At 72.1% G+C, this 21,923-nt stretch carries 19 protein-coding genes and 1 tRNA gene; 15 read left to right on the top strand and 5 right to left on the bottom strand.

Going from position 1 to position 21,923, the window contains the following annotated elements:
- The first annotated feature begins 59 nt into the window (after positions 1–59).
- The 3 genes from CUT44_RS15915 to CUT44_RS15905 all read left to right on the top strand — a co-directional run bounded on the left by CUT44_RS15915 (position 60) and on the right by CUT44_RS15905 (position 2,630).
- On the top strand, positions 60–767 hold the full coding sequence (locus CUT44_RS15915; protein WP_233221431.1) for a hypothetical protein: 708 nt from the start codon (positions 60–62) through the stop codon (positions 765–767).
- Between the two features lie 159 nt (positions 768–926).
- On the top strand, positions 927–1,451 hold the full coding sequence (locus CUT44_RS15910) for a hypothetical protein (protein WP_100202525.1): 525 nt from the start codon (positions 927–929) through the stop codon (positions 1,449–1,451).
- A 288-nt stretch (positions 1,452–1,739) separates the two neighbouring features.
- On the top strand, positions 1,740–2,630 hold the full coding sequence (locus tag CUT44_RS15905) for a MerR family transcriptional regulator (protein WP_100202524.1): 891 nt from the start codon (positions 1,740–1,742) through the stop codon (positions 2,628–2,630).
- A 251-nt stretch (positions 2,631–2,881) separates the two neighbouring features.
- Here CUT44_RS15905 and CUT44_RS15900 read toward each other — a convergent pair.
- Positions 2,882–2,955, bottom strand: a tRNA-Gly gene (locus tag CUT44_RS15900).
- Between the two features lie 561 nt (positions 2,956–3,516).
- Here CUT44_RS15900 and dcd point away from each other — a divergent pair.
- Together dcd and CUT44_RS15890 are read left to right on the top strand one after the other, a co-directional pair.
- Positions 3,517–4,092 (top strand): dCTP deaminase, encoded by a 576-nt coding sequence (gene dcd, locus CUT44_RS15895; protein ID WP_100202523.1) that lies wholly within the window; start codon positions 3,517–3,519, stop codon positions 4,090–4,092.
- Between the two features lie 38 nt (positions 4,093–4,130).
- Positions 4,131–4,652, top strand: coding sequence for a phosphoribosyltransferase (locus tag CUT44_RS15890; protein ID WP_100202522.1), 522 nt, complete (start codon positions 4,131–4,133; stop codon positions 4,650–4,652).
- 59 nt (positions 4,653–4,711) lie between these two features.
- Here the strand turns inward: CUT44_RS15890 and CUT44_RS15885 are convergent, their stop codons facing one another.
- The gene (locus CUT44_RS15885; RefSeq protein ID WP_100202521.1) at positions 4,712–5,647 is read right to left on the bottom strand and encodes a Yip1 family protein; all 936 of its coding nucleotides are present in this window, start codon (positions 5,645–5,647) and stop codon (positions 4,712–4,714) included.
- 251 nt (positions 5,648–5,898) lie between these two features.
- The gene (locus CUT44_RS15880; protein ID WP_100202520.1) at positions 5,899–8,223 is read right to left on the bottom strand and encodes a (Fe-S)-binding protein; all 2,325 of its coding nucleotides are present in this window, start codon (positions 8,221–8,223) and stop codon (positions 5,899–5,901) included.
- A gap of 344 nt (positions 8,224–8,567) precedes the next feature.
- Between CUT44_RS15880 and CUT44_RS15875 the strand changes: the two genes are divergently transcribed.
- The 8 genes from CUT44_RS15875 (at position 8,568) to CUT44_RS15840 (ending at position 16,426) form a co-directional block, all read left to right on the top strand.
- Complete coding sequence (locus tag CUT44_RS15875; protein WP_100202519.1) at positions 8,568–9,929, top strand: PP2C family protein-serine/threonine phosphatase; 1,362 nt, start codon at positions 8,568–8,570, stop codon at positions 9,927–9,929.
- A gap of 137 nt (positions 9,930–10,066) precedes the next feature.
- Positions 10,067–11,932, top strand: a complete 1,866-nt coding sequence (dnaK, locus tag CUT44_RS15870; protein WP_100202518.1) for a molecular chaperone DnaK — start codon at positions 10,067–10,069, stop codon at positions 11,930–11,932.
- Positions 11,929–12,660 (top strand): nucleotide exchange factor GrpE, encoded by a 732-nt coding sequence (gene grpE / locus CUT44_RS15865; protein WP_100202517.1) that lies wholly within the window; start codon positions 11,929–11,931, stop codon positions 12,658–12,660. The genes dnaK and grpE overlap by 4 nt, the downstream gene beginning before the upstream one ends.
- Positions 12,661–12,693: 33 nt before the next feature.
- Entirely contained in the window at positions 12,694–13,875 is a 1,182-nt protein-coding gene (gene dnaJ / locus CUT44_RS15860) for a molecular chaperone DnaJ (protein ID WP_100202516.1), read from the top strand.
- Between the two features lie 5 nt (positions 13,876–13,880).
- Complete coding sequence (locus tag CUT44_RS15855) at positions 13,881–14,363, top strand: heat shock protein transcriptional repressor HspR (protein ID WP_100202515.1); 483 nt, start codon at positions 13,881–13,883, stop codon at positions 14,361–14,363.
- Between the two features lie 207 nt (positions 14,364–14,570).
- Complete coding sequence (locus CUT44_RS15850) at positions 14,571–15,434, top strand: trypsin-like serine peptidase (protein WP_158239617.1); 864 nt, start codon at positions 14,571–14,573, stop codon at positions 15,432–15,434.
- 187 nt (positions 15,435–15,621) lie between these two features.
- Entirely contained in the window at positions 15,622–15,837 is a 216-nt protein-coding gene (locus tag CUT44_RS15845) for a hypothetical protein (protein ID WP_146252242.1), read from the top strand.
- Between the two features lie 313 nt (positions 15,838–16,150).
- Positions 16,151–16,426: a hypothetical protein gene (locus CUT44_RS15840; protein WP_100202556.1), complete on the top strand. Its 276-nt coding sequence runs from the start codon at positions 16,151–16,153 to the stop codon at positions 16,424–16,426.
- A gap of 218 nt (positions 16,427–16,644) precedes the next feature.
- Here the strand turns inward: CUT44_RS15840 and CUT44_RS15835 are convergent, their stop codons facing one another.
- Positions 16,645–17,646, bottom strand: coding sequence for a helix-turn-helix transcriptional regulator (locus CUT44_RS15835; protein ID WP_199185717.1), 1,002 nt, complete (start codon positions 17,644–17,646; stop codon positions 16,645–16,647).
- Positions 17,647–18,074: 428 nt separating this feature from the next.
- Between CUT44_RS15835 and clpB the strand changes: the two genes are divergently transcribed.
- Positions 18,075–20,678: an ATP-dependent chaperone ClpB gene (gene clpB / locus CUT44_RS15830; protein WP_100202511.1), complete on the top strand. Its 2,604-nt coding sequence runs from the start codon at positions 18,075–18,077 to the stop codon at positions 20,676–20,678.
- 55 nt (positions 20,679–20,733) lie between these two features.
- On the opposite strand, the gene CUT44_RS15825 is transcribed toward clpB, so the two are convergent.
- Positions 20,734–21,216, bottom strand: a complete 483-nt coding sequence (locus CUT44_RS15825; RefSeq protein WP_146252241.1) for a hypothetical protein — start codon at positions 21,214–21,216, stop codon at positions 20,734–20,736.
- Between the two features lie 145 nt (positions 21,217–21,361).
- Between CUT44_RS15825 and CUT44_RS15820 the strand changes: the two genes are divergently transcribed.
- Positions 21,362–21,886: a YbjN domain-containing protein gene (locus tag CUT44_RS15820; protein WP_100202509.1), complete on the top strand. Its 525-nt coding sequence runs from the start codon at positions 21,362–21,364 to the stop codon at positions 21,884–21,886.
- Positions 21,887–21,923 lie beyond the last annotated feature (37 nt).

Genomic DNA, 21,923 nt, shown 5'->3' with positions numbered 1-21,923 from the left:
CAGAGTGATCGCGCGGTTACGTATTGGTGAGAGCGGAGCCGAGCGCCAGGAGGACGAGGATGAGCGGGACTGCCTTCCCGGAAGAGGCCGGAGAACGGACCGGAACGGACCGCCCGATCCGGGCGGCGTCCGCCGCCGCACTCCCGCACCCGTCCGGTGTCGGGCCGGACGCGGTCCCCGTTCCTTATATCGCCGCCTGGAGCGAGGAACGGGCCCGCCGTCCGCTGGTGGTGCGGCGGGCGGACGCGGGCGGCGAGCGGATCGGGTATCCGGGGGAACCCGCGTACGACCGGGACGGGCACGGGGCGCTGTGGGTACGGCAGTCCTTCGCGCCGGGCCGGGGCAGGCCGCAGTTCCAGAACGTGCACGCCCTGCGGCAGCGGCGGGCGGCGCGGCGCATGCTCTGCCAGGTCTGCGGACGCCCCACCCCGCGCGGCGGACCGTGGCTGTTCGTGCTGCGGGACGTGGGGCGTCCGGTGGAGGAGGGCGAGCGGACGACCGCGCCGCCGGTGTGCGTACCGTGCGCCCGCGTCTCGGTACGGCACTGCCCGCGCCTGCGGGAGGGGCACGTCGCCGCGATGGTGGGCCGCGCGGAGGTGTGGGGCGTGGCCGGAGTCGTCCACCGCCCGGCCACGCTGGAACCCGCCGACGGCGCCCTGCACGTGGTGGCCTACGACAGTCCTGCGATCCGCTGGACCGTGGCCCACCGCCTGGTCCTGACCTTGCACGACTGCGCCCCCGTACGCCTCGACGCCCTCCCGGCCTGACCGGCCGCCGCCCCGGGCCGGCCGGGGCCCGGCGGTGCTCTGCGAGCTGTCCCGCTCGTTACGGGCGGCGGGTGGATGTACGCGATCACCGGCGTCCGGAGCCCGGGTGAGGGAGCATCACCTTGCCCGGCAACCCATGTCATCCCCTGTAGCCTCACGTTGATCACTCTGCTCACCGATCACCCGGCCTGGACATCCGAACCCGGCGGTGCCACCGCCCGGCTCGTGCCGGACGGTACGGCCCTCTGGTACGCCCGCTGGGACGGCTCCGGTCTGGAGTGGCAGGCTGTCGGCGCCGCCCCGGGCTCTGCCCCAGGCATCCGCCGCACCCCGGCGGACGATCTGCCCCAGCGCGCCCCCGCCGCGCTTTTGCAGGCTCTGAGCGGTTTGGGCACGGTCGAACGCGTGGCCAATCCATGGCTCTGGGACGCCATCACCGCCGCCCTGCTGCGCCGCGTCGTCCGCGCCGCCCAGGCACGGCGGCTCTACCACCGCTGGTGCGCCGCCTACGGCACCCGTCACGACACTCCGGCCGGTCCGCTGGCCACCGCCCCCGGACCGGAGACCGTACCCGGGCTGGCGGGGGAGAGCCCTTACCGGGAGGTCGGCGCACTGTCTCGGCACCGGCATGACGTGCCGATGCCGATGCCGATTGATCATGTGCTGACCCTGCCGCGTTCCTGAGCGCCGACCTGCAAGGAGGCCGGGCCCGAACAGGTTGCTCCTCGCCGGTGAGGAGGATGCCCCTTCCCGGTTGTCGGCGGTCAGTGGGAATTCCCCAGCGGCGGCCACTTGGCGGGGAGCTATCTGGCCGCCGGTGGTCACTCTGCGTTCCCGGATGGTTCGTCGTTCTTGATCGGTCCCGGCGGCAGCCAGGGTCTGGCTCCGGTGGCACCTGGATGGGGTTGTTGCACATGCCGTAGCGGCATGTGGTGGGGTCGGGGCACCACAGCACGAAAGGCTCTGTCTGCGATGTACCCCTCCCTCACGCCTCCCCGGCAGGTCAAGATCGGTGATGCCGCTGCGTTCGCCGGGATCACCCCACGCGCCATCCGCCACTACCACGAGATCGGTCTGCTGCCGGAGCCCGAGCGCGGCGGGGACGGCCGCCGCCGCTACGGCTATGACGACATGACCCGCCTGCTGTGGATCCGCAAGATGGCTGATGCCGGTATCAGCCTGGACGACATGCGGGCCGCCTTCGGCGAAGCCCGGGACGAAGCTGGAGACGAAGCCCTGGACCACGCCCCGGATATCGAGTCGGTCCTGAGCAGGCTGGAGGAAACCTTGGCGGCGCAGGAGGCCGCCGTCAAACGTCGGCGCGCGGCTGTCCAGCGCCTGCGGGCGGTGGGCAGCCCGCTGGGGCTGCTCTCCGAACTGGTCACGGACCGGCTCAGCCACCTGCCCCCGGGCGCGTTGCGCCCCTCCGATCTGGACGCTCTGCTGGTCACGGAACGGATTTTCGGGCCGCTGGGCGCCGCCATCCAGGCCAGCACGTTCATCGTGCTGGCCACCCACCCCGACCTGCGGGCCGAGGAGGACCGTCTAGAGGCGGCCGAGGCCGCCCTCGACGACGGCGTCGAACCCGACGACCCGCGCGTCGAAGAGCTCGCCGTACAGCGATGCGCTCACCAAATGGCCCTGAATCAGGCCATCGAGGCAGCTGGTCTCGACGCGGCCGAGGAGAAGATCTTCGAGATCTACGACGCCGACCTGAAAGGGGAGGAGGGCACAGAGATGAGTGCCGCCGCAGCGATCACCAAGATGCCTTACGACTTCTCTCCTGCCCGGATGCGCTGCGTGGAACTCGCCGGACGGCTCTTCGGCGAGGCCCTTGCCGACGCCCACTCCGCGGACAGCTGATCGCCTGTGCCTGGCACTGACGTGGCCCGACAACCGGTCGCGTCCATCCGCATGTGACCGATCGGGTCAGACGTCGAACCCGGGCCGTAACCAAGAGTGACATCACAACTGGCCGTACGTGGGGATTCCGAACTGGCCGCTGACACCCGGTGATCCCCTTCCTGGCACGGATCTGGCACGGGCCGCTTGGGACGGCGCGAAAAGATCCGGACAACGAGCAAGGCCCGGGTCTGTGACCTGGGCCTTCGTTGTGGAGCGGGCGACGGGAATCGAACCCGCGCTCTGAGCTTGGGAAGCTCATGTTCTACCATTAAACTACGCCCGCGAGAGCGAACGATCATCGTTGCTCATCGACGCATACTGTACCGCATCCCGGACCCCCGGCGCACAGCCGCGGGGTCCTTTCGCTGTGCCCGCCCGGGTGCGTCGCCGACGTGTCGCGAGTGTGATCCCGTGCGGTGAGGGAAGGGAGTTGGGGCGTACGGTTGCGGGGGTGCCGGTGCGGCGGGCCGGGTGGTTCATCCCCTAACGTGGCTTTCGTCGTTGACGTACCTGGGGAGAGGCAGGCGATGGAGTCCACCGTCGTTCAGTGTGCCGAGGGGCATGTTTTCAGCACCGCTACGTTCCCGATGCAGAACCTCGGCAGCAGCCGGATCGGTCCCGGACGGCTGCTGCGGTGCCCGCGCTGCGCGCGGCTGCGGCAGGCCGTTCCGGTGCGGGCCCGGGCACGGGCCGGCCGGTACTGAGGGTGCGCCGGGAGGGCGCGGAGAAGGTGCCGGGAAGGTGTCGGACGGCCGGGTAGACGGCCGGGAATGACGGCAGGCCGAGGGAGCCGCGGGCCCGGGGCGAGATCGCCGGGCCCGCGGCCTGTCTGTACGCTCGGCACGTGCTTCTCTCAGACAAGGACATCCGGGCGGAGATCGACGCCGGGCGGGTGCGGATCGAACCGTACGAACCGGTGATGGTGCAGCCGTCGAGCATCGACGTACGGCTGGACCGCTTCTTCCGGGTGTTCGAGAACCACCGCTACCCCCACATCGACCCGGCCGTCGAGCAGTCGGACCTGACCCGGCTGGTGGAGCCGGAGGGGGACGAGCCGTTCATCCTGCACCCGGGCGAGTTCGTGCTCGCGTCCACCTACGAGGTCGTCACGCTGCCCGACGACCTCGCCTCCCGGCTGGAGGGCAAGAGCTCGCTGGGGCGGCTGGGCCTGCTGACGCACTCCACGGCCGGGTTCATCGACCCCGGTTTCTCCGGGCACGTGACGCTGGAGCTGTCGAACGTGGCGACGCTCCCCATCAAGCTCTGGCCGGGCATGAAGATCGGTCAGCTGTGCATGTTCCGGCTCACCTCACCGGCCGAGCACCCCTACGGTTCCGCCCGCTACGGCTCCCGCTACCAGGGGCAGCGCGGGCCGACGCCCTCGCGGTCGTATCTGAACTTCCACCGCACACAGGTCTGAGAAGGTCCGGGGACAGGTACGGGAGGAGACGGGGGCGCATGAGCGGCAGCGGCAGTGGCAGTGGTGGCGGGGAACGGGAGAAACTGACCTACGAGCTCTTCGGACGGGCCGTCCGGGAGCTGGCGCGGGCCGTCGCGGACGACGGCTACGAGCCGGACATCATCCTGGCGATCGCGCGCGGCGGGCTGTTCGTCGCGGGCGGGCTCGGCTACGCGCTCGACGTGAAGAACCTGTATCCGGTCAACGTCGAGTTCTACACCGGGGTCGGCGAGACGCTGGAGATGCCCGTCATGCTCCCGCCCGTGCCCAACGCCGTGGACCTGAGCCGGAAGAAGGTCCTCGTCGCCGACGACGTCGCCGACACCGGCAGGACGCTCAAGCTGGTGCACGGCTTCTGCGCGGAGCACGTGGCCGAGGTGCGCTCCGCGGTGATCTACGAGAAGCCGCAGTCGCTGGTGGCGTGCGAGTACGTGTGGAAGCGCACCGACCGGTGGATCGACTTCCCGTGGTCCGTGGAGCCGCCCGTGGTGCGGCGGCAGGGGCAGGTCCTCGAGTCCTGACCCGGCCCCTGCCGGAAGACCCCTGCCGGAAGGGGCCTGCCGGGCCGCACGGGGAGGCGTCAGAACGTGCCGAGTTTGATCAGGAACAGCAGCGCGATCAGCTGGATGGACGAGGCGCCCAGTGCCTTCGGCCAGGGCAGCTCGTGCGAGCGGCTGACCATCGAGGTGAACAGCGCGCCCGCCGCCAGCCAGGTGATCCAGCCGACGATCTGGACCAGTGAGTCGTCGCCACCGAGGAACATCGCCAGCAGCAGCCGCGGGGCGTCCGTGATCGACATGATCAGCATGGCCAGGCCGATCGTGGGCGCCCACAGCCCGTTGCCGCCGAGCTGCCGGGCCAGGGTGTGCGTGACCGCGCCCATCAGCAGGGCGGAGATCACCACGGCCACCCCGGTGATCAGGACGAACGGGATCGCGGTGGAGAGCGTGGAGTTGATCGCGTCCTCGCGGGCCTGGTCGAAGCCGAAGACGGCGAGCAGTCCGTAGAGGAAGGTGACGCCGACCGCGGGGCCCCACACGGTGTGGTCGCGCATCTGCCAGAAGGTGGCGTTGGGCCGCAGCACGATGCCGCTCAGCAGTTGCTTCCAGTGCAGCCGGGGGCCGACGGGAGCGGGCTGGCCGCCGGCGCCGTAGGTGGCACCGGCGCCGTAGTCGTCACCGCCGCCCTGGGGGCCGCCCGGGCCGTGCACGTCGCCCACACCGAAGACCTGGGTGTGCCCGGGGTTGTTGGCGTACGGGTCGTGCCCGCCGGGCCGGCCGTGACCCGGGTCGCCGAAGTACTCCGGCTCGCCGTGCCGGTCACCGCCCTGGCGCCACTGGGGCTGCGTCGGCTGCCCGGGCCCGTACGGCGGCCGGCCGTGCGCCGCCGGAGGCCCGTACGGCCCCGCTCCCGGTCCCGGCCCCGCTCCCGGCCCAGGGGTCTGCCGAGGGGGGTGCTGCCCATGCTGCTGTGCGCTCCGGGAATTCCGGCCGCGTCCCATCCTGAATCCAGCCACGCCTTCGAACGTACCGTGTCGCACGGACGGCGGTGACGGTCCCCCGTCGGTGGCGGTGCCTTTGCCGCCGAGCTGTTACAGCCCCTAGGGGGCCCCGGTGGGGCTGTCCCCAGGGCCGGAGGTGGTGCCCGCGGGAAGGGCGCGTGCGGGCACGCGCGGTACATGGGCGGTACACGGGCGGGGGAGACGGAGGAGACGGCGCGGCGGCCGGTCCCGCGCGGTGCGGGGCCGGCCGCCGTCCGGTCGCCCGGCTACCTGGCCGGTTCGGGCTCGGGGGCCGGTTCCGGCTCGGTCGTGCCGCCGCCCGCCGGGTCGGCGGGGGCCTTCACGGAGTCCAGCAGGAGCTGGGCCACGTCCACGACCTTGAGGTCCTCCTTGGCCTTGCCCTCCGCGGCGGAGCCGCCGTCGGCTGCGGCCTTCTTGCCGTTGACCGAGTCGGTCAGCATCACCAGGCAGAACGGGCAGGCGGTGGAGATGATGTCCGGGTTCAGGGAGAGTGCCTCGTCCACGCGCTCGGTGTTGACGCGCTTGCCGATGCGCTCCTCCATCCACATCCGGGCGCCGCCGGCGCCGCAGCAGAAGCCGCGCTCCTTGTGGCGGTGCATCTCCTCGTTCCGCAGGCCCGGCACCTTGGCGATGATCTCGCGCGGGGGTGTGTAGACCTTGTTGTGGCGGCCCAGGTAGCAGGGGTCGTGGTAGGTGATCAGGCCCTCGACCGGGGTGACGGGGACCAGCCTGCCCTCGTCCACCAGGTGCTGGAGCAGCTGGGTGTGGTGGATGACCTCGTACTCGCCGCCGAGCTGCGGGTACTCGTTGGCGATGGTGTTGAAGCAGTGCGGGCAGGTGGCGACGATCTTCTTCTGGGACTTCGGCTTCCTGGTGGCCGGGTCCTCGTCGTCCTCGCCGAAGGCCATGTTCAGCATGGCCACGTTCTCCTGGCCGAGCTGCTGGAAGAGGAACTCGTTGCCCAGCCGGCGGGGGGAGTCGCCGCTGCACTTCTCGTCGCCGCCCATGATCGCGAACTTCACGCCCGCGATGTGCAGCAGCTCGGCGAAGGCCTTGGTGGTCTTCTTGGCGCGGTCCTCCAGGGCGCCGGCGCAGCCGACCCAGTACAGGTAGTCGACCTCGGTGAGGTCCTCGACGTCCTTGCCGACGACCGGCACCTCGAAGCCCGCCTCCTGCTGGAGCTCCTTGGTCCACTCCAAGCGCTGCTTCTTCGCCAGGCCCCAGGGGTTGCCCTTCTTCTCCAGGTTCTTGAGCATCGTGCCCGCCTCGGAGGGGAAAGCGGACTCGATCATCACCTGGTAGCGGCGCATGTCGAGGATGTGGTCGACGTGCTCGATGTCCACCGGGCACTGCTCGACGCAGGCGCCGCAGGTGGTGCAGGACCACAGCACGTCCGGGTCGATGACGCCGTTCTCCTCCAGCGTGCCGACCAGCGGACGTTCGGCCTCGGCCAGGGCGGCGGCCGGGACGTCCTTCAGCTGCTCCGCGCTCGCCTTCTCCTCGCCCTCGGCGGTCTTGCCGCCGCCGGCCAGCAGGTAGGGGGCCTTGGCGTGGGCGTGGTCGCGCAGCGACATGATCAGCAGCTTCGGCGACAGCGGCTTGCCGGTGTTCCAGGCGGGGCACTGCGACTGGCAGCGGCCGCACTCGGTGCAGGTGGAGAAGTCGAGGATGCCCTTCCAGGAGAAGTGCTCGACCTGGGAGACGCCGAAGACGGTCTCCTCGCCGCCCTCCTCGTCGAACACGGTCTCGAAGTCGATCGGTTTGCCGCCGGAGGTCATGGGCCGGAGCGGGCCGAGGGCGACCTCGCCGTTGGAGGCGCGCTTGAACCAGATGTTGGGGAAGGCCAGGAAGCGGTGCCAGGCGATGCCCATGCCGATGTTGAGCGACACCGTGATCATCCAGATCATCGAGGTGCCGATCTTGACCATCGCGGTGAGGTAGATCAGGTTCTGCAGGGTGCCGGTGTCCAGCCCGTCGAAGGCCGTCACCAGCGGGTACGAGGCGAAGTACGCGGCCTCGTAGCCGTCCACGCCGTGCAGCGCGCCGTCCAGGCCGCGCAGGACGAGGATGGCGACGCCGATGGTCAGGATGACGTACTCGACGAAGTAGGCCTGCCAGGCCGTCGAGCCGGTGAAGCGCGACTTGCGGCCGGGGCGGGTGGGCAGGTCCAGCAGCCGGATGACGATCAGGGTGAGGATGCCCAGGACGGTCATCAGGCCGATGAACTCGATGTACATCTCGTACGGCAGGAAGCCGCCGAGGACGGGGAGGGTCCAGTCGGCCCGGAAGAGCTGCCCGTAGGCGTGGGCGAGGGTCGGGGGCAGGGTGAGGAAACCGACCGCCACGAACCAGTGCGCGAAGCCGATGATGCCCCAGCGGTTCATCCTGGTGTGCCCCAGGAACTCCTTGACCAGGGTGATCGTGCGCTGTTTGGGGTCGTCGGTGCGCGAGCCCGCCGGTACCGGCTGTCCGAGCCTGACGAAGCGGTAGATCTGCGCGACGGCGCGTGCCAGGAGCGCAACGCCGACCGCGGTGAGTACCAGCGAGACGACGATCGCGGCGAGTTGCATGGCGGCTCCTCGAACCTGCGGGGCGGTGCCTGCTGCTGCAAGCTTACTAAGCGGTAACTTATCCGATCTGTTCGAGACTACCCACTGGCGAAGGCCGTCCGCAGCCACTCGTACGGTGATCTGCGTCGCTGCGGCGCCCCTTCCCGGAATCACCCGTCGGACACCTTGTCCGGGAGGCGGTGTGCGGGGATCGTCGGGATCCGGTGGCCGGAACGCTCGCGGTCCGTGGGAGCCCCCGTGGGAGCACGGTCATCTTACGGCTCACGGCCGACAGAGGGTGATGAAGCCGCCGAAAGCGGTAGAAATGGATGAGTCGTTTTCTCGCGGGTGGGAGGAAGGTCCCTATGCGCCCTCTGAGCGCGGGGTCCGCCAAGGCCGCCACGGGCCTGTGGGGGCGCCGGTGGTTCTGGCTCCTCCTGCCCTGGCTGCTCGTCGCCGGGGTCGCGGCCGTGGAGATCGCCGACGCGCTGCGGGGGCGCGCCTTCCACGCCGGGCCGCTGCTCTCCCCGGTGCCCGCCCTCGCCGCGATCCGCGGCGGCCCCCGCGACGTGCTGGCCCTCACCGCGGCGGCGCTGGCCGTCGGGCTGGCGGGCGCCGTCGGCCAGGAGTGGGGGAACTGGGAAGACGCGGGCAACCACACGGTCGTCCTGGCCTCGGTGGCCGTGGTCGGGCTCGCCGCCCTGCTGGCGAGCGCGATGCGGGAGCGGCGCGAGGGCGAGCTCGACCGGATGCGCCGGGTGGCCGAGGCCGCCCAGCTGGCCGTGCTCTCCCCGGTGCCGGACCGGGCGGGCGGGCTGCGGCTGGCGGCCGGCTACCGCGCCGCCGAGACCGACACCCTGGTCGGTGGCGATCTGTACGAGGCGGTGTTCTCCCCGGTGCCGGGCCGGCCGGACCGCGTCCGGCTGATCATCGGCGACGTGCGCGGCAAGGGACTGCCCGCGATCCGTACGGCCGCCGCGGTGCTGGGGGCGTTCCGGGAGGCGGCGCAGTACGAGTCGGCGCTCGGCGCCGTCGCGGGCCGCTGCTCCCGGGCGGTGGCCCGTACCGCGGGCGACCTGGCCGGTGCGGAGGGGGAGGAGCTGTTCGTGACCGCCGCGCTGGTGGAGATCGAGGGCCCGGTGCTGCGGGTGGCCGCTCTCGGGCATCCGCCGCCGGTGCTGCTGGCCCCCGCGGGCTGCCGGCGGCTGGCGGCCGAGCCGCTGCCGCCGCTGGGACTGCTGCATCACTTCGCGGAGGCGGCGGGCGCCGCGGGTGCCACAGCCGCCGGGGGTGCGGTTCCGGGGGGAGGCGGCGTTCCCCGGGACGCCCTGGGCGTCCAGCCGGCCGTCACCCGGTGGGAACCCGGCGACCGGCTGCTGCTGTACACCGACGGGATCGACGAGGCGCGCGACGAGGACGGCCGGTTCTTCCCGCTCGGCGGCACACTGGAGACACTGCGCACGGCGCCCACCGAGCGGCTGCCGGAACTGCTGCTGGACGCCGTGGCCCGGCACGCCGGCCGGCGGCTGCGGGACGACGCGGCCGTGCTGGTCGTCGAGTACGGGCAACCGGGCGACCGGCTGCCCGGCGGACTGTCGGGGGATCTGTCCGGCGGCCTGTCCGAGCGACTGCCCGGCGGCCTGCCCGCCGGCGGCCCGGCCCCGGCCGGGAACTGCGAGGGGACCCGCCGGCGTACTCCCAGGAGTGGTCTCGCCGGGGGCGGTTGAGGAGACCGCAGGGCTTTTTCTAAGTCGTACACCGGGAGGAGAGTTGAGTCCGCATGACTCAGGTCTCTTGACGCTTTTCCGGGTCTGCGGCACTCTTGAGTCAGACTTACTCAAGGTATGAGCTGGAGGAACCCGAAATGGCACGTGCGGTCGGCATCGACCTGGGCACGACGAACTCCGTCGTCAGTGTTCTCGAAGGCGGTGAGCCCACCGTCATCACCAACGCCGAGGGCGCCAGGACCACGCCGTCCGTTGTGGCCTTCGCGAAGAACGGCGAGGTGCTGGTGGGCGAGGTCGCCAAGCGCCAGGCCGTCACCAACGTCGACAGGACCATCCGGTCGGTCAAGCGCCACATGGGCACCGACTGGAAGATCAACCTGGACGGCAAGGACTTCAACCCCCAGCAGATCAGCGCCTTCGTCCTGCAGAAGCTCAAGCGCGACGCCGAGGCCTACCTGGGCGAGAAGGTCACCGACGCGGTGATCACCGTCCCGGCGTACTTCAACGACCACGAGCGCCAGGCCACCAAGGAGGCCGGTGAGATCGCCGGTCTGAACGTGCTGCGCATCGTCAACGAGCCGACCGCCGCCGCGCTGGCCTACGGCCTGGACAAGGAGGACCAGACGATCCTGGTCTTCGACCTGGGCGGCGGCACCTTCGACGTGTCCCTGCTGGAGATCGGCGACGGCGTCGTCGAGGTGAAGGCCACCAACGGCGACAACCAGCTCGGCGGTGACGACTGGGACCAGCGGGTCGTCGACTACCTGGTCAAGCAGTTCCAGTCCGGTCACGGCGTGGACCTGTCCCGGGACAAGATGGCCCTCCAGCGGCTGCGCGAGGCCGCGGAGAAGGCGAAGATCGAGCTCTCCAGCTCGACCGAGACCACCATCAACCTGCCCTACATCACGGCCTCGGCCGAGGGCCCGCTGCACCTGGACGAGAAGCTCACCCGGGCCCAGTTCCAGCAGCTCACCCAGGACCTGCTGGAGCGCTGCAAGATCCCGTTCCACAACGTGATCAAGGACGCGGGCATCCAGCTCTCCGAGATCGACCACGTCGTCCTGGTCGGCGGCTCGACCCGCATGCCCGCCGTCGCCGAGCTCGTCAGGGAGCTGACCGGCGGCAAGGAGGCCAACAAGGGCGTCAACCCCGACGAGGTCGTCGCGATCGGCGCCTCCCTCCAGGCCGGTGTCCTCAAGGGCGAGGTCAAGGACGTCCTGCTGCTGGACGTCACCCCGCTGTCCCTGGGCATCGAGACCAAGGGCGGCATCATGACCAAGCTGATCGAGCGCAACACCACGATCCCGACCAAGCGCTCGGAGATCTTCACCACGGCCGAGGACAACCAGCCCAGCGTGCAGATCCAGGTCTACCAGGGCGAGCGCGAGATCGCCGCGTACAACAAGAAGCTCGGGATGTTCGAGCTGACCGGGCTGCCCCCGGCGCCGCGCGGCGTCCCGCAGATCGAGGTCACCTTCGACATCGACGCCAACGGCATCATGCACGTCTCCGCCAAGGACCTGGGCACCGGCAAGGAGCAGCGCATGACCGTCACCGGCGGCTCGGCGCTGCCCAAGGACGACATCGAGCGCATGATGCGCGACGCCGAGCAGTACGCGGAGGAGGACCACCGCCGCCGCGAGGCCGCCGAGACCCGCAACCAGGCCGAGCAGCTCGTCTACACCACCGAGAAGTTCCTCAAGGACAACGAGGAGAAGGTGCCCGGCGACGTCAAGTCCGAGGTCGAGGCCGCGGTGGCCGACCTGAAGGAGAAGCTCAAGGGCGAGGACACCGCGGCGATCCGCGAGGCCTCCGAGAAGGTCGCCACCACCAGCCAGAAGCTGGGCCAGGCGCTGTACGCCGACGCCCAGGCCCAGCAGCAGACCGCGGGCGGCGCGCAGTCCGACGGCGGCGCGCAGGCCGGCGGCGGCGCCGAGGACGACGTGGTCGACGCGGAGATCGTCGACGACGACAAGGACAAGGGCAAGGGTGGTGCGGCGTGACGGAGGAGACCCCGGGTTTTGAGCAGGAGCCCGACCTCCCCACCGAGCAGCCGCAGCACGGCCAGCAGGCGCAGGACGGTCCGGCCGAGCAGGCCGGGCCGGCCGGCCCGGCCGGCGGCGGCGCGGCGCAGCCGGCCGGACCCGCCGAGGAGGCGGGTCCGGAGGACCGGCCGGCGGACGACGGCGCGGTGGTGGCGCTGACGGCCCAGCTCGACCAGGCCCGTACCGCGCTGCACGAGCGCACGCAGGACCTGCAGCGGCTCCAGGCGGAGTTCTCCAACTACCGCCGCCGGGTGGAACGGGACCGGATCGCGGTCCGGGAGATCGCGGTCGCCAACGCGCTCACCGAGCTGCTGCCGGTGCTCGACGACATCGGGCGCGCCCGGGACCACGGCGAACTGGTCGGCGGCTTCAAGTCGGTGGCCGAGTCGCTGGAGACCGTGGTGGCCAAGATGGGCCTGCAGCAGTTCGGCAAGGAGGGCGAGCCCTTCGACCCGACGGTGCACGAGGCGCTGATGCACTCGTACTCGCCCGATGTGACGGAGACGACGTGCGTGCAGATCCTCCAGCCCGGGTATCGCATCGGCGAGCGCACGATCCGGCCGGCCCGGGTCGGGGTCGCCGAGCCCCAGCCCGGCGCGCAGCCGGGGCAGCCGGCGCAGCCGGACGGGGAGCGGCAGGCGGACACGGCGGCGGATGAGGAGAGCGGTGGCCCGGAACAGGGCTGACGCGGGGCAGGAACGAGAGGAGGGACGCCGGGGATGAGCACGAAGGACTTCGTCGAGAAGGACTACTACAAGGTTCTCGGCGTCCCGAAGGACGCCACCGAGGCGGAGATCAAGAAGGCGTACCGGAAGCTCGCCCGCGAGTTCCACCCGGACGCCAACAAGGGCGACGCCAAGGCCGAGGAGCGCTTCAAGGAGGTCTCCGAGGCACATGACGTCCTGGGCGACCCCAAGCGCCGCAAGGAGTACGACGAGGCACGCGCGCTCTTCGGCGCCGGCGGCTTCCGCCCCGGCCCGGGGGCGGGCGGCCCCGGCGGCTTCAACTTCGACCTGAACGACCTCTTCGGAGGGGGACCGCAGGGCGGGGGCGGCACCGCGGGCGGTTTCGGCGGCGGTTTCGGCGACGTCCTCGGCGGGCTGTTCAACCGCGGCGGCACGGGCACCCGCACCCAGCCGCGCCGCGGCCAGGACATCGAGTCCGAGGTGACGCTCAGCTTCACCGAGGCGGTGCACGGGGCCACGGTCCCGCTGCGGATGTCCAGCTCGGCGGCGTGCAAGGCGTGCTCGGGCACCGGTGACAAGCACGGCACCCCCCGGGTCTGCCCCACCTGTGTGGGCACCGGGCAGGTCAGCCGCGGCGGCGGGGGCGGCTTCTCGCTCACCGACCCGTGTGTGGACTGCAAGGGGCGCGGCCTGATCGCCCAGGACCCGTGCGAGGTCTGCAAGGGCAGCGGCCGGGCCACCAGCTCCCGCACGATGCAGGTGCGCATCCCCGCCGGGGTGGCCGACGGCCAGCGCATCCGGCTGCGGGGCAAGGGCGCGCCGGGCGAGCGCGGCGGGCCCGGCGGAGACCTCTACGTGGTGGTGCACGTCGAGCCGCACCCGGTGTTCGGCCGCCGGGGCGACAACCTGACGGTCACCGTGCCCGTCACCTTCCCGGAGGCGGCGCTCGGCGGCGAGATCAAGGTGCCGACGCTGGGCGGGCCGCCGGTCACGCTCAGACTCCCGGCCGGTACGCCCGGCGGCCGGACGATGCGCGCCCGCGGCAAAGGAGCGGTGCGCAAGGATGGCACCCGGGGCGACTTGCTGGTCACCATAGAGGTGGCGGTCCCGAAGGGGCTGAGCGACAAGGCGCGGGATCTGCTGGAGTCCTACCGTGACGCCACCGCGGGCGAGGATCCGCGGGCGGCGCTGTTCAAGGCCGCGAAGGGAGACTGACCGATATGGACGGCTACGGCCGGGGACGACAGGGCCAGGGTCCGGGACGCGTGCGCGGCAACCCGTACGAGCTGACGGACGAGTCGCCGGTCTACGTCATCTCGGTCGCCGCGCAGCTCTCCGGGCTGCACCCGCAGACGCTCCGGCAGTACGACCGGCTCGGTCTGGTCTCACCCGACCGCACGGCCGGCCGCGGCCGGCGCTACTCGGCGCGGGACATCCAGCTGCTGCGCCAGGTGCAGCGGCTGTCGCAGGACGAGGGCATCAACCTGGCGGGCATCAAGCGCATCATCGAGCTGGAGAACCAGGTCGCGGCGCTCCAGTCGAAGGTGGTCGAGCTCCAGCAGGCCCTGGAGGGGGCGGCGGTGGCCATGCGTCAGCGCGAGGCCCAGGTGCACGCCTCGTACCGCCGGGACCTGGTCCCCTACCAGGACGTCCAGCAGTCCAGCGCCCTGGTGGTCTGGCGGCCCCACCGCGCCGCGGACTGACCGACCCGGGCGCGCCCCGTCCGGGTGCCGCGGCGGCACGCGCCGCCCACCGGCCCGGATCCGGGCGGGTCTCTTGCGCCGGTCCCCGCCTACCCCCGGACGGGGGGCCGCGCGGCCATTCGGACGGTCACCCGGCCGGGCGCTCCGCGGCACCCGGACGGCGGTGTGCGGATGGCCCGCCGACACCGGCGGGCGCAGCGTGAGGGCATGGACAAGATACGTGCCGTCATAGCCGCAGTCCTCACCGTCGCCACCTCGGCGGCGCTGCTGGGCGCCGCGCCGCTGACCGGCCCCGGGACGGGCCCCGCCCTCCCCGGCGCGCCCGCCGCCGGCCGCGCGGCGGGCACCGTGCAGGCGCCCTGGCCGCACGGTGCCGTCCGGACGGTGGGGAAACTCATCGGCACCTACCCCGGCGGCCAGCTGCTCACCTGCTCCGGTGCCGTCGTGGACGCGCCCAACGGCAGCGTCGTGGTCACCGCCGCGCACTGTGTCCACAACCCCGGCGAGCCCCGCTGGGAGCGCGCCTGGTTCGTCCCCGGTTACCACCGCCACGGCACCGGGAGCGTGGTGCGGTCCGGCTGGCAGGTGACGTCCGTGCAGTTGGAACCCGACTGGAGGCGCGGGCGCCTGCCGCAGGCCCTGCTGCACGACTACGCCTTCCTGACCGTCGAGAAGAAGGACGGGCGGACCATACAGGAGCACGTCGGGGCCAACCGGCTCGACTTCGCCCCCGTCGACCCCGCCGAACGGACCGTGGCCCTGGGCTATCCGGCCACCGGGCCGTACGACGGCGAGACGCTCGGCCACTGCACGGGCGTCCCCACCCTGCTGACCGCGCGGGACACCCGGCCGCCGAACACCGGCGGACTGCTGATGGAGTCCTGCGACCTGACCCGGGGGTCCAGCGGTGGGCCGTGGCTGCGGGACTACGACCCGCGCAGCCAGTCCGGCACGGTCGTCGCCGTGGTGTCGGTGGGCGACGACCGCGGGCGGGTGCTCGGCCGCCCCTTCCCCGCCGGGGCCCGGCGGCTGCTGGCGGCGGCGGGCCGCGTACCGGCGCCCTCCCGGTGAGCCGGCGGCGGGCGGGTGGACCGGCCGCCGCGGGGGAACGGTGACATGAAGCTGCGGCACTCCGTGCAGCATGCTGACAGCGCTGCACCTACCCTCGTTCCCCGAGCCCTGGCATCTTCTTCGGTGCCGGAAGAAAACCCAGCGATTACATGGGGAAATCATGGACGTGCGCGACATCTTCAGCCCAGTGGCAGGATCTCTCAGCAGCGCCACCCGCCTGCTGCGCGGTGTTGTGGTCGCCGGAGTATCCGTGATCGCCTTCTCGGCAACCGCCGGTGCTGCGGCGGCGTCCTCCCCCGAGGTGCCCCCGTCGTCGCCGCAGCACCTCTCCCAGCAGGACTCCGCCACGGTCTCCGAGGGCGGGGACGCGGTCCTCACCGACCAGGTGAACGGCTGGCAGTGAGGGGATGCGGTTCCAGTTCACCGGGCCGCTGAACACCGCGGAAGGGCGGGACTCCGTGACCCTGCAGCCGATCACACCGACCACGCCGGTCACTCCGGCCGCGCAGCCGGCCGCGGCGCCGGACACGCCCGGCGCGGAACCGGCCCCGGGGTGCCGCGGTGAGGCGTCGGTGGAGTACCGGCGCATCAGGGAGTACCTGTCCGCCGCCCGGCAACCACTCGTCCGAGTTCGACCCGGACGTCCGCACGGTCCCGCCGACCGGGGGGCCGGCGACGGCCGGTGCGGCGCCCCACTCCCTGCGGGAGACGGCCCGGTGGACAACCGATCCGAGCAGACCCGCGAGTACGCCGGGGAGTACGTCGAGGTCGTCGCCGTACGGGACGACACCACGGCTCCCGGCGCGGCGACCACCGCGGTACGGCTGCTGGGCCTGCTTCCGTCGCACTGGTCCTGTGCCCCGCGGGTGGAGCAGGACCGGGTGCGGCTGCTGATCCGCCTGGAGGGCACCGGAGGCCATGCCGCGATACGCGGCACCGTCCACCGGGTGCTGGCGGACCGGGCGCTGCGCGGCTGGCACGCGGAGGGGTGATCCGGCCACCCCTGGCGGGCCACCGCGCCCCCTGAGAGCCATTTCCCTCCCCCCACGGGCCCCTGTTTCGCCGGGGCCGGCGGGCGGGTCCCTGGCCGGACCCGCCGTACGAGCCGTCGCCCGCCACCCCCCGGGTGGGCGGCGGCTCGTCGCTTTCCCCGCCCGCGCCCGTCTCCCGTTGGTCCGCTTCCGCTTCCGCTTCCGCTTCCCGGCCCGGATCAGATCCAGCCGCGCTCCCGGGCGAGCAGGGCTGCCTGCGCCCGGCTGGCGGCGCCCAGGACGCGCATCAGGTCGGCCACATGGCGCCGGTAGGTGCGCACCGACACGCCCAGCTCGCGGGCGCCGACCTCGTCCTTGCCGACGGAGACCATCAGATCGAGCACGCGCCGCTCGACCCCGCTCGGCACGTACTCCTCCCGGTCCCGGCCGTCCTCGCCCACCACGGACAGCAGGTCCTCGGCCTGGTCCCAGATCTTGTCGAACAGCGCGATGATGTTGGCGACGAGCCCGCTCTCGTGGGCCAGCAGCGCGCCGCGCGAGGTGTCGGCCGGATCCAGGGGCACCAGGGCGGTGCGGCGGTCGTAGACCAGGATGCGCTCCGAGACGTCCTCGGCGACCCGCACCTCGGCACCGTGGGAGACCAGCTCCCGCAGGTAGTCCCGGGTGGGCCGGTGGTCGAGGGCTTTGCGCAGCACGACGCTGCGGATGCGCACCCCCCGGCGCAGGCAGCGCATGTCCAGCGGCCGGGCGTGGTCGATGTTGGCGGGGGACAGCTCGGTGTACGGCTCGACGGAGAGGATCTCGTCCCGGGCGAAGAAGGCCAGGTCGTCGATGCGGCTGCGGATCCGCCGCAGGTCCCCGAGCTGCTCCACGCCCTGCTGGGCGGCGGCCCGGGGCCCCTGCTCGGCCAGCAGCGCGTCGACGATGTGCCGGGACCGGGTCACCCGCTGGAGCTCCTCGTACAGCTCGCGCAGCCGCAGGTCCGTCAGCAGGGTGACGGCGGTCTCCGGATCGGCGGGGACGACGCTGCCGGAATCCGGCTCGTGTCTGAGCAGGCCCAGCTCCAGCAGCCGGTCCAGACAGCGCCGGACGGTGTCCTGGTCGGTGTGGATGCGCAGGTGGATGTCGTCGGCGGGGGTGCCGGGGTGCCGCAGGAAGTGCCGGTAGGTCTCCTCCTCCTCGGCGGAGATCCCCAGCACGGACATCGCGTTCGTACCCACAACTCGTCCCCCCGCTGTGTGATGGGCCGCGGCGGAGTCCACCGGGCGGGTGAGCACCGCGGCGAACAGCGGCCGGAGCGTTCCGGAAAGGTCCCCGGAACAAACAGCGTAGGGGCTGACCCGGGGAACGTGACCATGACGAGGAGAAGGTGTCCGGTGCGTGAGAGGGGCGTGTGTGCACGATGCAGAACGTTCCGGTCCGTACGTGTGCGTTTTCTCCCGCCCGGGCCGTACGGAAACCGGGCGGGAACCGATCGGGCGGGAACTGACCGGACGGGAACCGATCGGGCGGGAGCGGCTCGGGGAATCGGAGGCCGGGTGGCGGGAACCCTTTGGTTCGCTCTCCCGTTCCTCCCTTGAGTGCAATAGACTCAACTTACTGCATGTTGTTCAGTGCAGAGTTGGCGACAGAGGAGGAGCACGTACCCGTGGACGCCGAGCTGACGAACAGGAGCCGGGACGCGATCAGCGCGGCCAACAACCGCGCCCTCACCGGTGGGCACCCCGACATCACCCCGGCCCATCTGCTGCTGGCCCTGCTGGAGGGCCAGGACAACGAGAACATCCAGGACCTGCTCGCCGCCGTCGACGCCGACCAGGCGGCGCTGCGCTCCGAGACCGAGCGCCTGCTGGCCGCGCTGCCCAGCGTGCAGGGCTCCACCGTCGCCAAGCCGCAGCCGGACCGCGACCTGCTGTCCGTCCTCGCCGACGCCGCGCAGCGCGCCAAGGAGCTCGGCGACGCCTACGTCTCCACCGAGCACCTGCTGATCGCGCTGGCGGCCCGGGGCGGCCGGACGGGCACGCTGCTCGACCGGCAGGGCGCCACGGCGAAGAAGCTGCAGGACGCCTTCGAGCGCGCCCGCGGCGGGCAGCGCGTCACCACCCCCGACCCGGAGGGCACCTACAAGGCGCTGGAGAAGTTCGGCACCGACCTGACCGCCGCCGCCCGCGAGGGCCGCCTCGACCCGGTCATCGGCCGCGACCAGGAGATCCGCCGGGTGGTGCAGGTCCTCTCCCGGCGCACCAAGAACAACCCGGTGCTCATCGGCGAGCCCGGCGTCGGCAAGACCGCCGTCGTGGAGGGCCTGGCCCAGCGCATCGTCAAGGGCGACGTCCCCGAGTCACTGAAGAACAAGCGGCTGGTCGCCCTCGACCTGGGCGCGATGGTCGCCGGCGCCAAGTACCGCGGCGAGTTCGAGGAGCGGCTCAAGGCGGTCCTGGCCGAGATCAAGTCCAGCGGCGGGCGGATCGTCACCTTCATCGACGAGCTGCACACCGTCGTCGGCGCGGGCGCCGGCGGCGACTCCGCGATGGACGCGGGCAACATGCTCAAGCCGATGCTGGCCCGCGGTGAGCTGCGCATGGTCGGCGCCACCACGCTGGACGAGTACCGCGAGCGGATCGAGAAGGACCCGGCCCTGGAGCGCCGCTTCCAGCAGGTGCTGGTCGCCGAGCCCACCGTCGAGGACACCGTCGCTATCCTCCGCGGCCTCAAGGGGCGCTACGAGGCCCACCACAAGGTGCAGATCGCCGACGGCGCGCTGGTGGCCGCCGCGGCGCTGTCCGACCGCTACATCACCTCCCGCTTCCTGCCGGACAAGGCGATCGACCTGGTCGACGAGGCCGCCTCCCGGCTCCGTATGGAGATCGACTCCTCGCCCGTGGAGATCGACGAGCTCCAGCGCGCCGTGGACCGGCTGAAGATGGAGGAGCTGGCGCTGGCCGGCGAGAGCGACGCCGCCTCCCGCGACCGGCTGGAGCGGCTCCGCCGCGAGCTGGCCGACCGCGAGGAGGAGCTGCGCGGTCTGACCGCCCGGTGGGAGAAGGAGAAGCAGGGCCTCAACCGCGTCGGCGAGCTGAAGGAGCGGCTCGACGAGACCCGCGGCCGGGCCGAGCGCGCCCAGCGCGACGGCGACTTCGAGACCGCCTCCCAGCTCCTCTACGGCGAGATCCCCGGCCTGGAGCGGGAGCTGGAGGCGGCCTCGGCCGCCGAGCAGGAGGCCGCCACGCAGGGGGACCGGCACACCATGGTCAAGGAGGAGGTCGGCTCGGACGACATCGCCGACGTCGTCGCCGCCTGGACCGGCATCCCCGCCGGACGGCTGCTGGAGGGCGAGACGCGCAAGCTGCTCCGCATGGAGGACGAACTGGGCCGGCGGCTGATCGGCCAGCGCGAGGCCGTCCGCGCCGTCTCCGACGCGGTGCGCCGCTCCCGGGCCGGGATCGCCGACCCGGACCGGCCCACCGGCTCGTTCCTGTTCCTCGGCCCCACCGGCGTCGGCAAGACCGAGCTGGCCAAGGCGCTCGCCGACTTCCTCTTCGACGACGAGCGGGCCATGGTCCGCATCGACATGAGCGAGTACAGCGAGAAGCACTCGGTCGCCCGGCTGGTCGGCGCGCCCCCCGGCTACGTCGGCTACGAGGAGGGCGGCCAGCTCACCGAGGCGGTGCGGCGGCGCCCGTACAGCGTCGTGCTGCTGGACGAGGTGGAGAAGGCCCACCACGAGGTCTTCGACATCCTGCTCCAGGTGCTCGACGACGGACGGCTCACCGACGGGCAGGGCCGGACGGTGGACTTCCGCAACGCCATCCTCGTGCTGACCTCCAACCTCGGCAGCCAGTTCCTGATGGATCCGCTGGCGAAGGAGGAGGAGAAGCGGGAGAAGGTCATGGCGACCGTCCGCTCCTCCTTCCGGCCCGAGTTCCTCAACCGGCTGGACGACCTGGTGATCTTCACCGCGCTCGGCGGCGAGGAGCTGCGCCGTATCGCCCGGCTCCAGATCGACGCACTGGCCCGGCGGCTGGCCGACCGGCGGCTCACCCTGGACGTCACCGACGCCGCGCTGGACTGGCTGGCGGTCGAGGGCAACGACCCGGCCTACGGCGCCCGCCCGCTGCGCCGCCTGGTCCAGACGGCCATCGGCGACCAGCTCGCCCGCGCGATCCTGGCGGGCGACGTCCGCGACGGCGACACCGTCCGGGTGGACGTCGGGCTGGAGAAGACGGGCCTGGCCGTCGCGCCGCTGCGGTGACCGGTGCGGCGGGGCGCGGGGGCTCCCGGGACCGGGAGCCCCCGCGCCCCGCCGCTCACAGGGTGAACGCCTCCAGGGTGACGAGGGCGGCGCCCCCGCCCTCGTCCGTCACGGAGACCCGCACGACATCGGCCTCGCCGCCCGCCCCGTCGGTCTCCACACACCGGTCGGCCTCGCACGGGGCGGCTTCCGGGAGGGGCCGCGCGCCGGGGAAGGCGCGCTCCAGCCACGGCCCCGCGTCCGCGCCCGGCATCCGGAAGGTGCCGCGCACCAGGGTGTCGATCCCGGATTCCGTCGAGCACTCCTGATCGGTGGCGCCCTCGGGCAGGGTGCCGCCGGCGAAGTCCATCGCCTCGGCGCAGCCGATCGGCGAACGGACGCCGAGCCGGCCGTCGCCGCTGTCGTCGCCTCCGCTTCCGCTTCCGCCGCTGCCGGCGGCCGTGCAGGCCACCGCCGCGCACAGCAGCGGCAGGGCCGACAGCGCCCGTAGCACGGCGTGCGGCCGCCTTCCGCGCGCGGGCCTCCCCGGTTCCGTCATCGTGTACCTCCCTCGTGGCCACCCCGGTTCTCACCCGTACAGACCCGTCATACCGGTCCGCCGTTCCGGGGCCGGCGGTCCTGGCTTGCCATGACCCGGCCGGGGTGAGGGAGGATGGCAGGAATCGTATGAAGGGAAATCCACGGTGAGCATCGACCCGTCCTCGATCCCGAACTTCGGGGGCCAGCAGCCCGAGCAGCAGCCGACCGGGCCCACCGGGCCGGTCATCCCCGACCAGGACCTGGTCAAGCAGCTCCTGGACCAGATGGAGCTCAAGTACGTCGTCGACGACGAGGGTGACCTCGCGGCGCCGTGGGAGGAGTTCCGCACCTACTTCATGTTCCGGGGCGAGAAGGAGCAGCAGATCTTCTCCGTCCGGACGTTCTACGACCGTCCGCACTCCATCGAGGACAAGACCCGCCTGCTGGAGCTGATCGACGACTGGAACCGCCGCACGCTGTGGCCGAAGGTCTACAGCCACACGCACGACGACGGCACGGTCCGGCTGATCGGCGAGGCGCAGATGCTGATCGGCGTCGGCGTCTCCCTGGAGCACTTCGTCTCCAGCACGGTGAGCTGGGTGCGCGCCTCGGTCGAGTTCGACCGCTGGCTCGTCGAGCAGCTCGGTCTGGCCAAGGACGTGGAGGAGTCCGACGGCGGCGAGGACTGACCCTCCTCGGCCCGCAGGCACCCCCGTGACACGCCGG

The sequence above is a fragment of the Streptomyces carminius genome (genome assembly GCF_002794255.1).
Classification (GTDB): domain Bacteria; phylum Actinomycetota; class Actinomycetes; order Streptomycetales; family Streptomycetaceae; genus Streptomyces; species Streptomyces carminius.
This window is presented reverse-complemented; position numbering and strand designations above follow the sequence as displayed.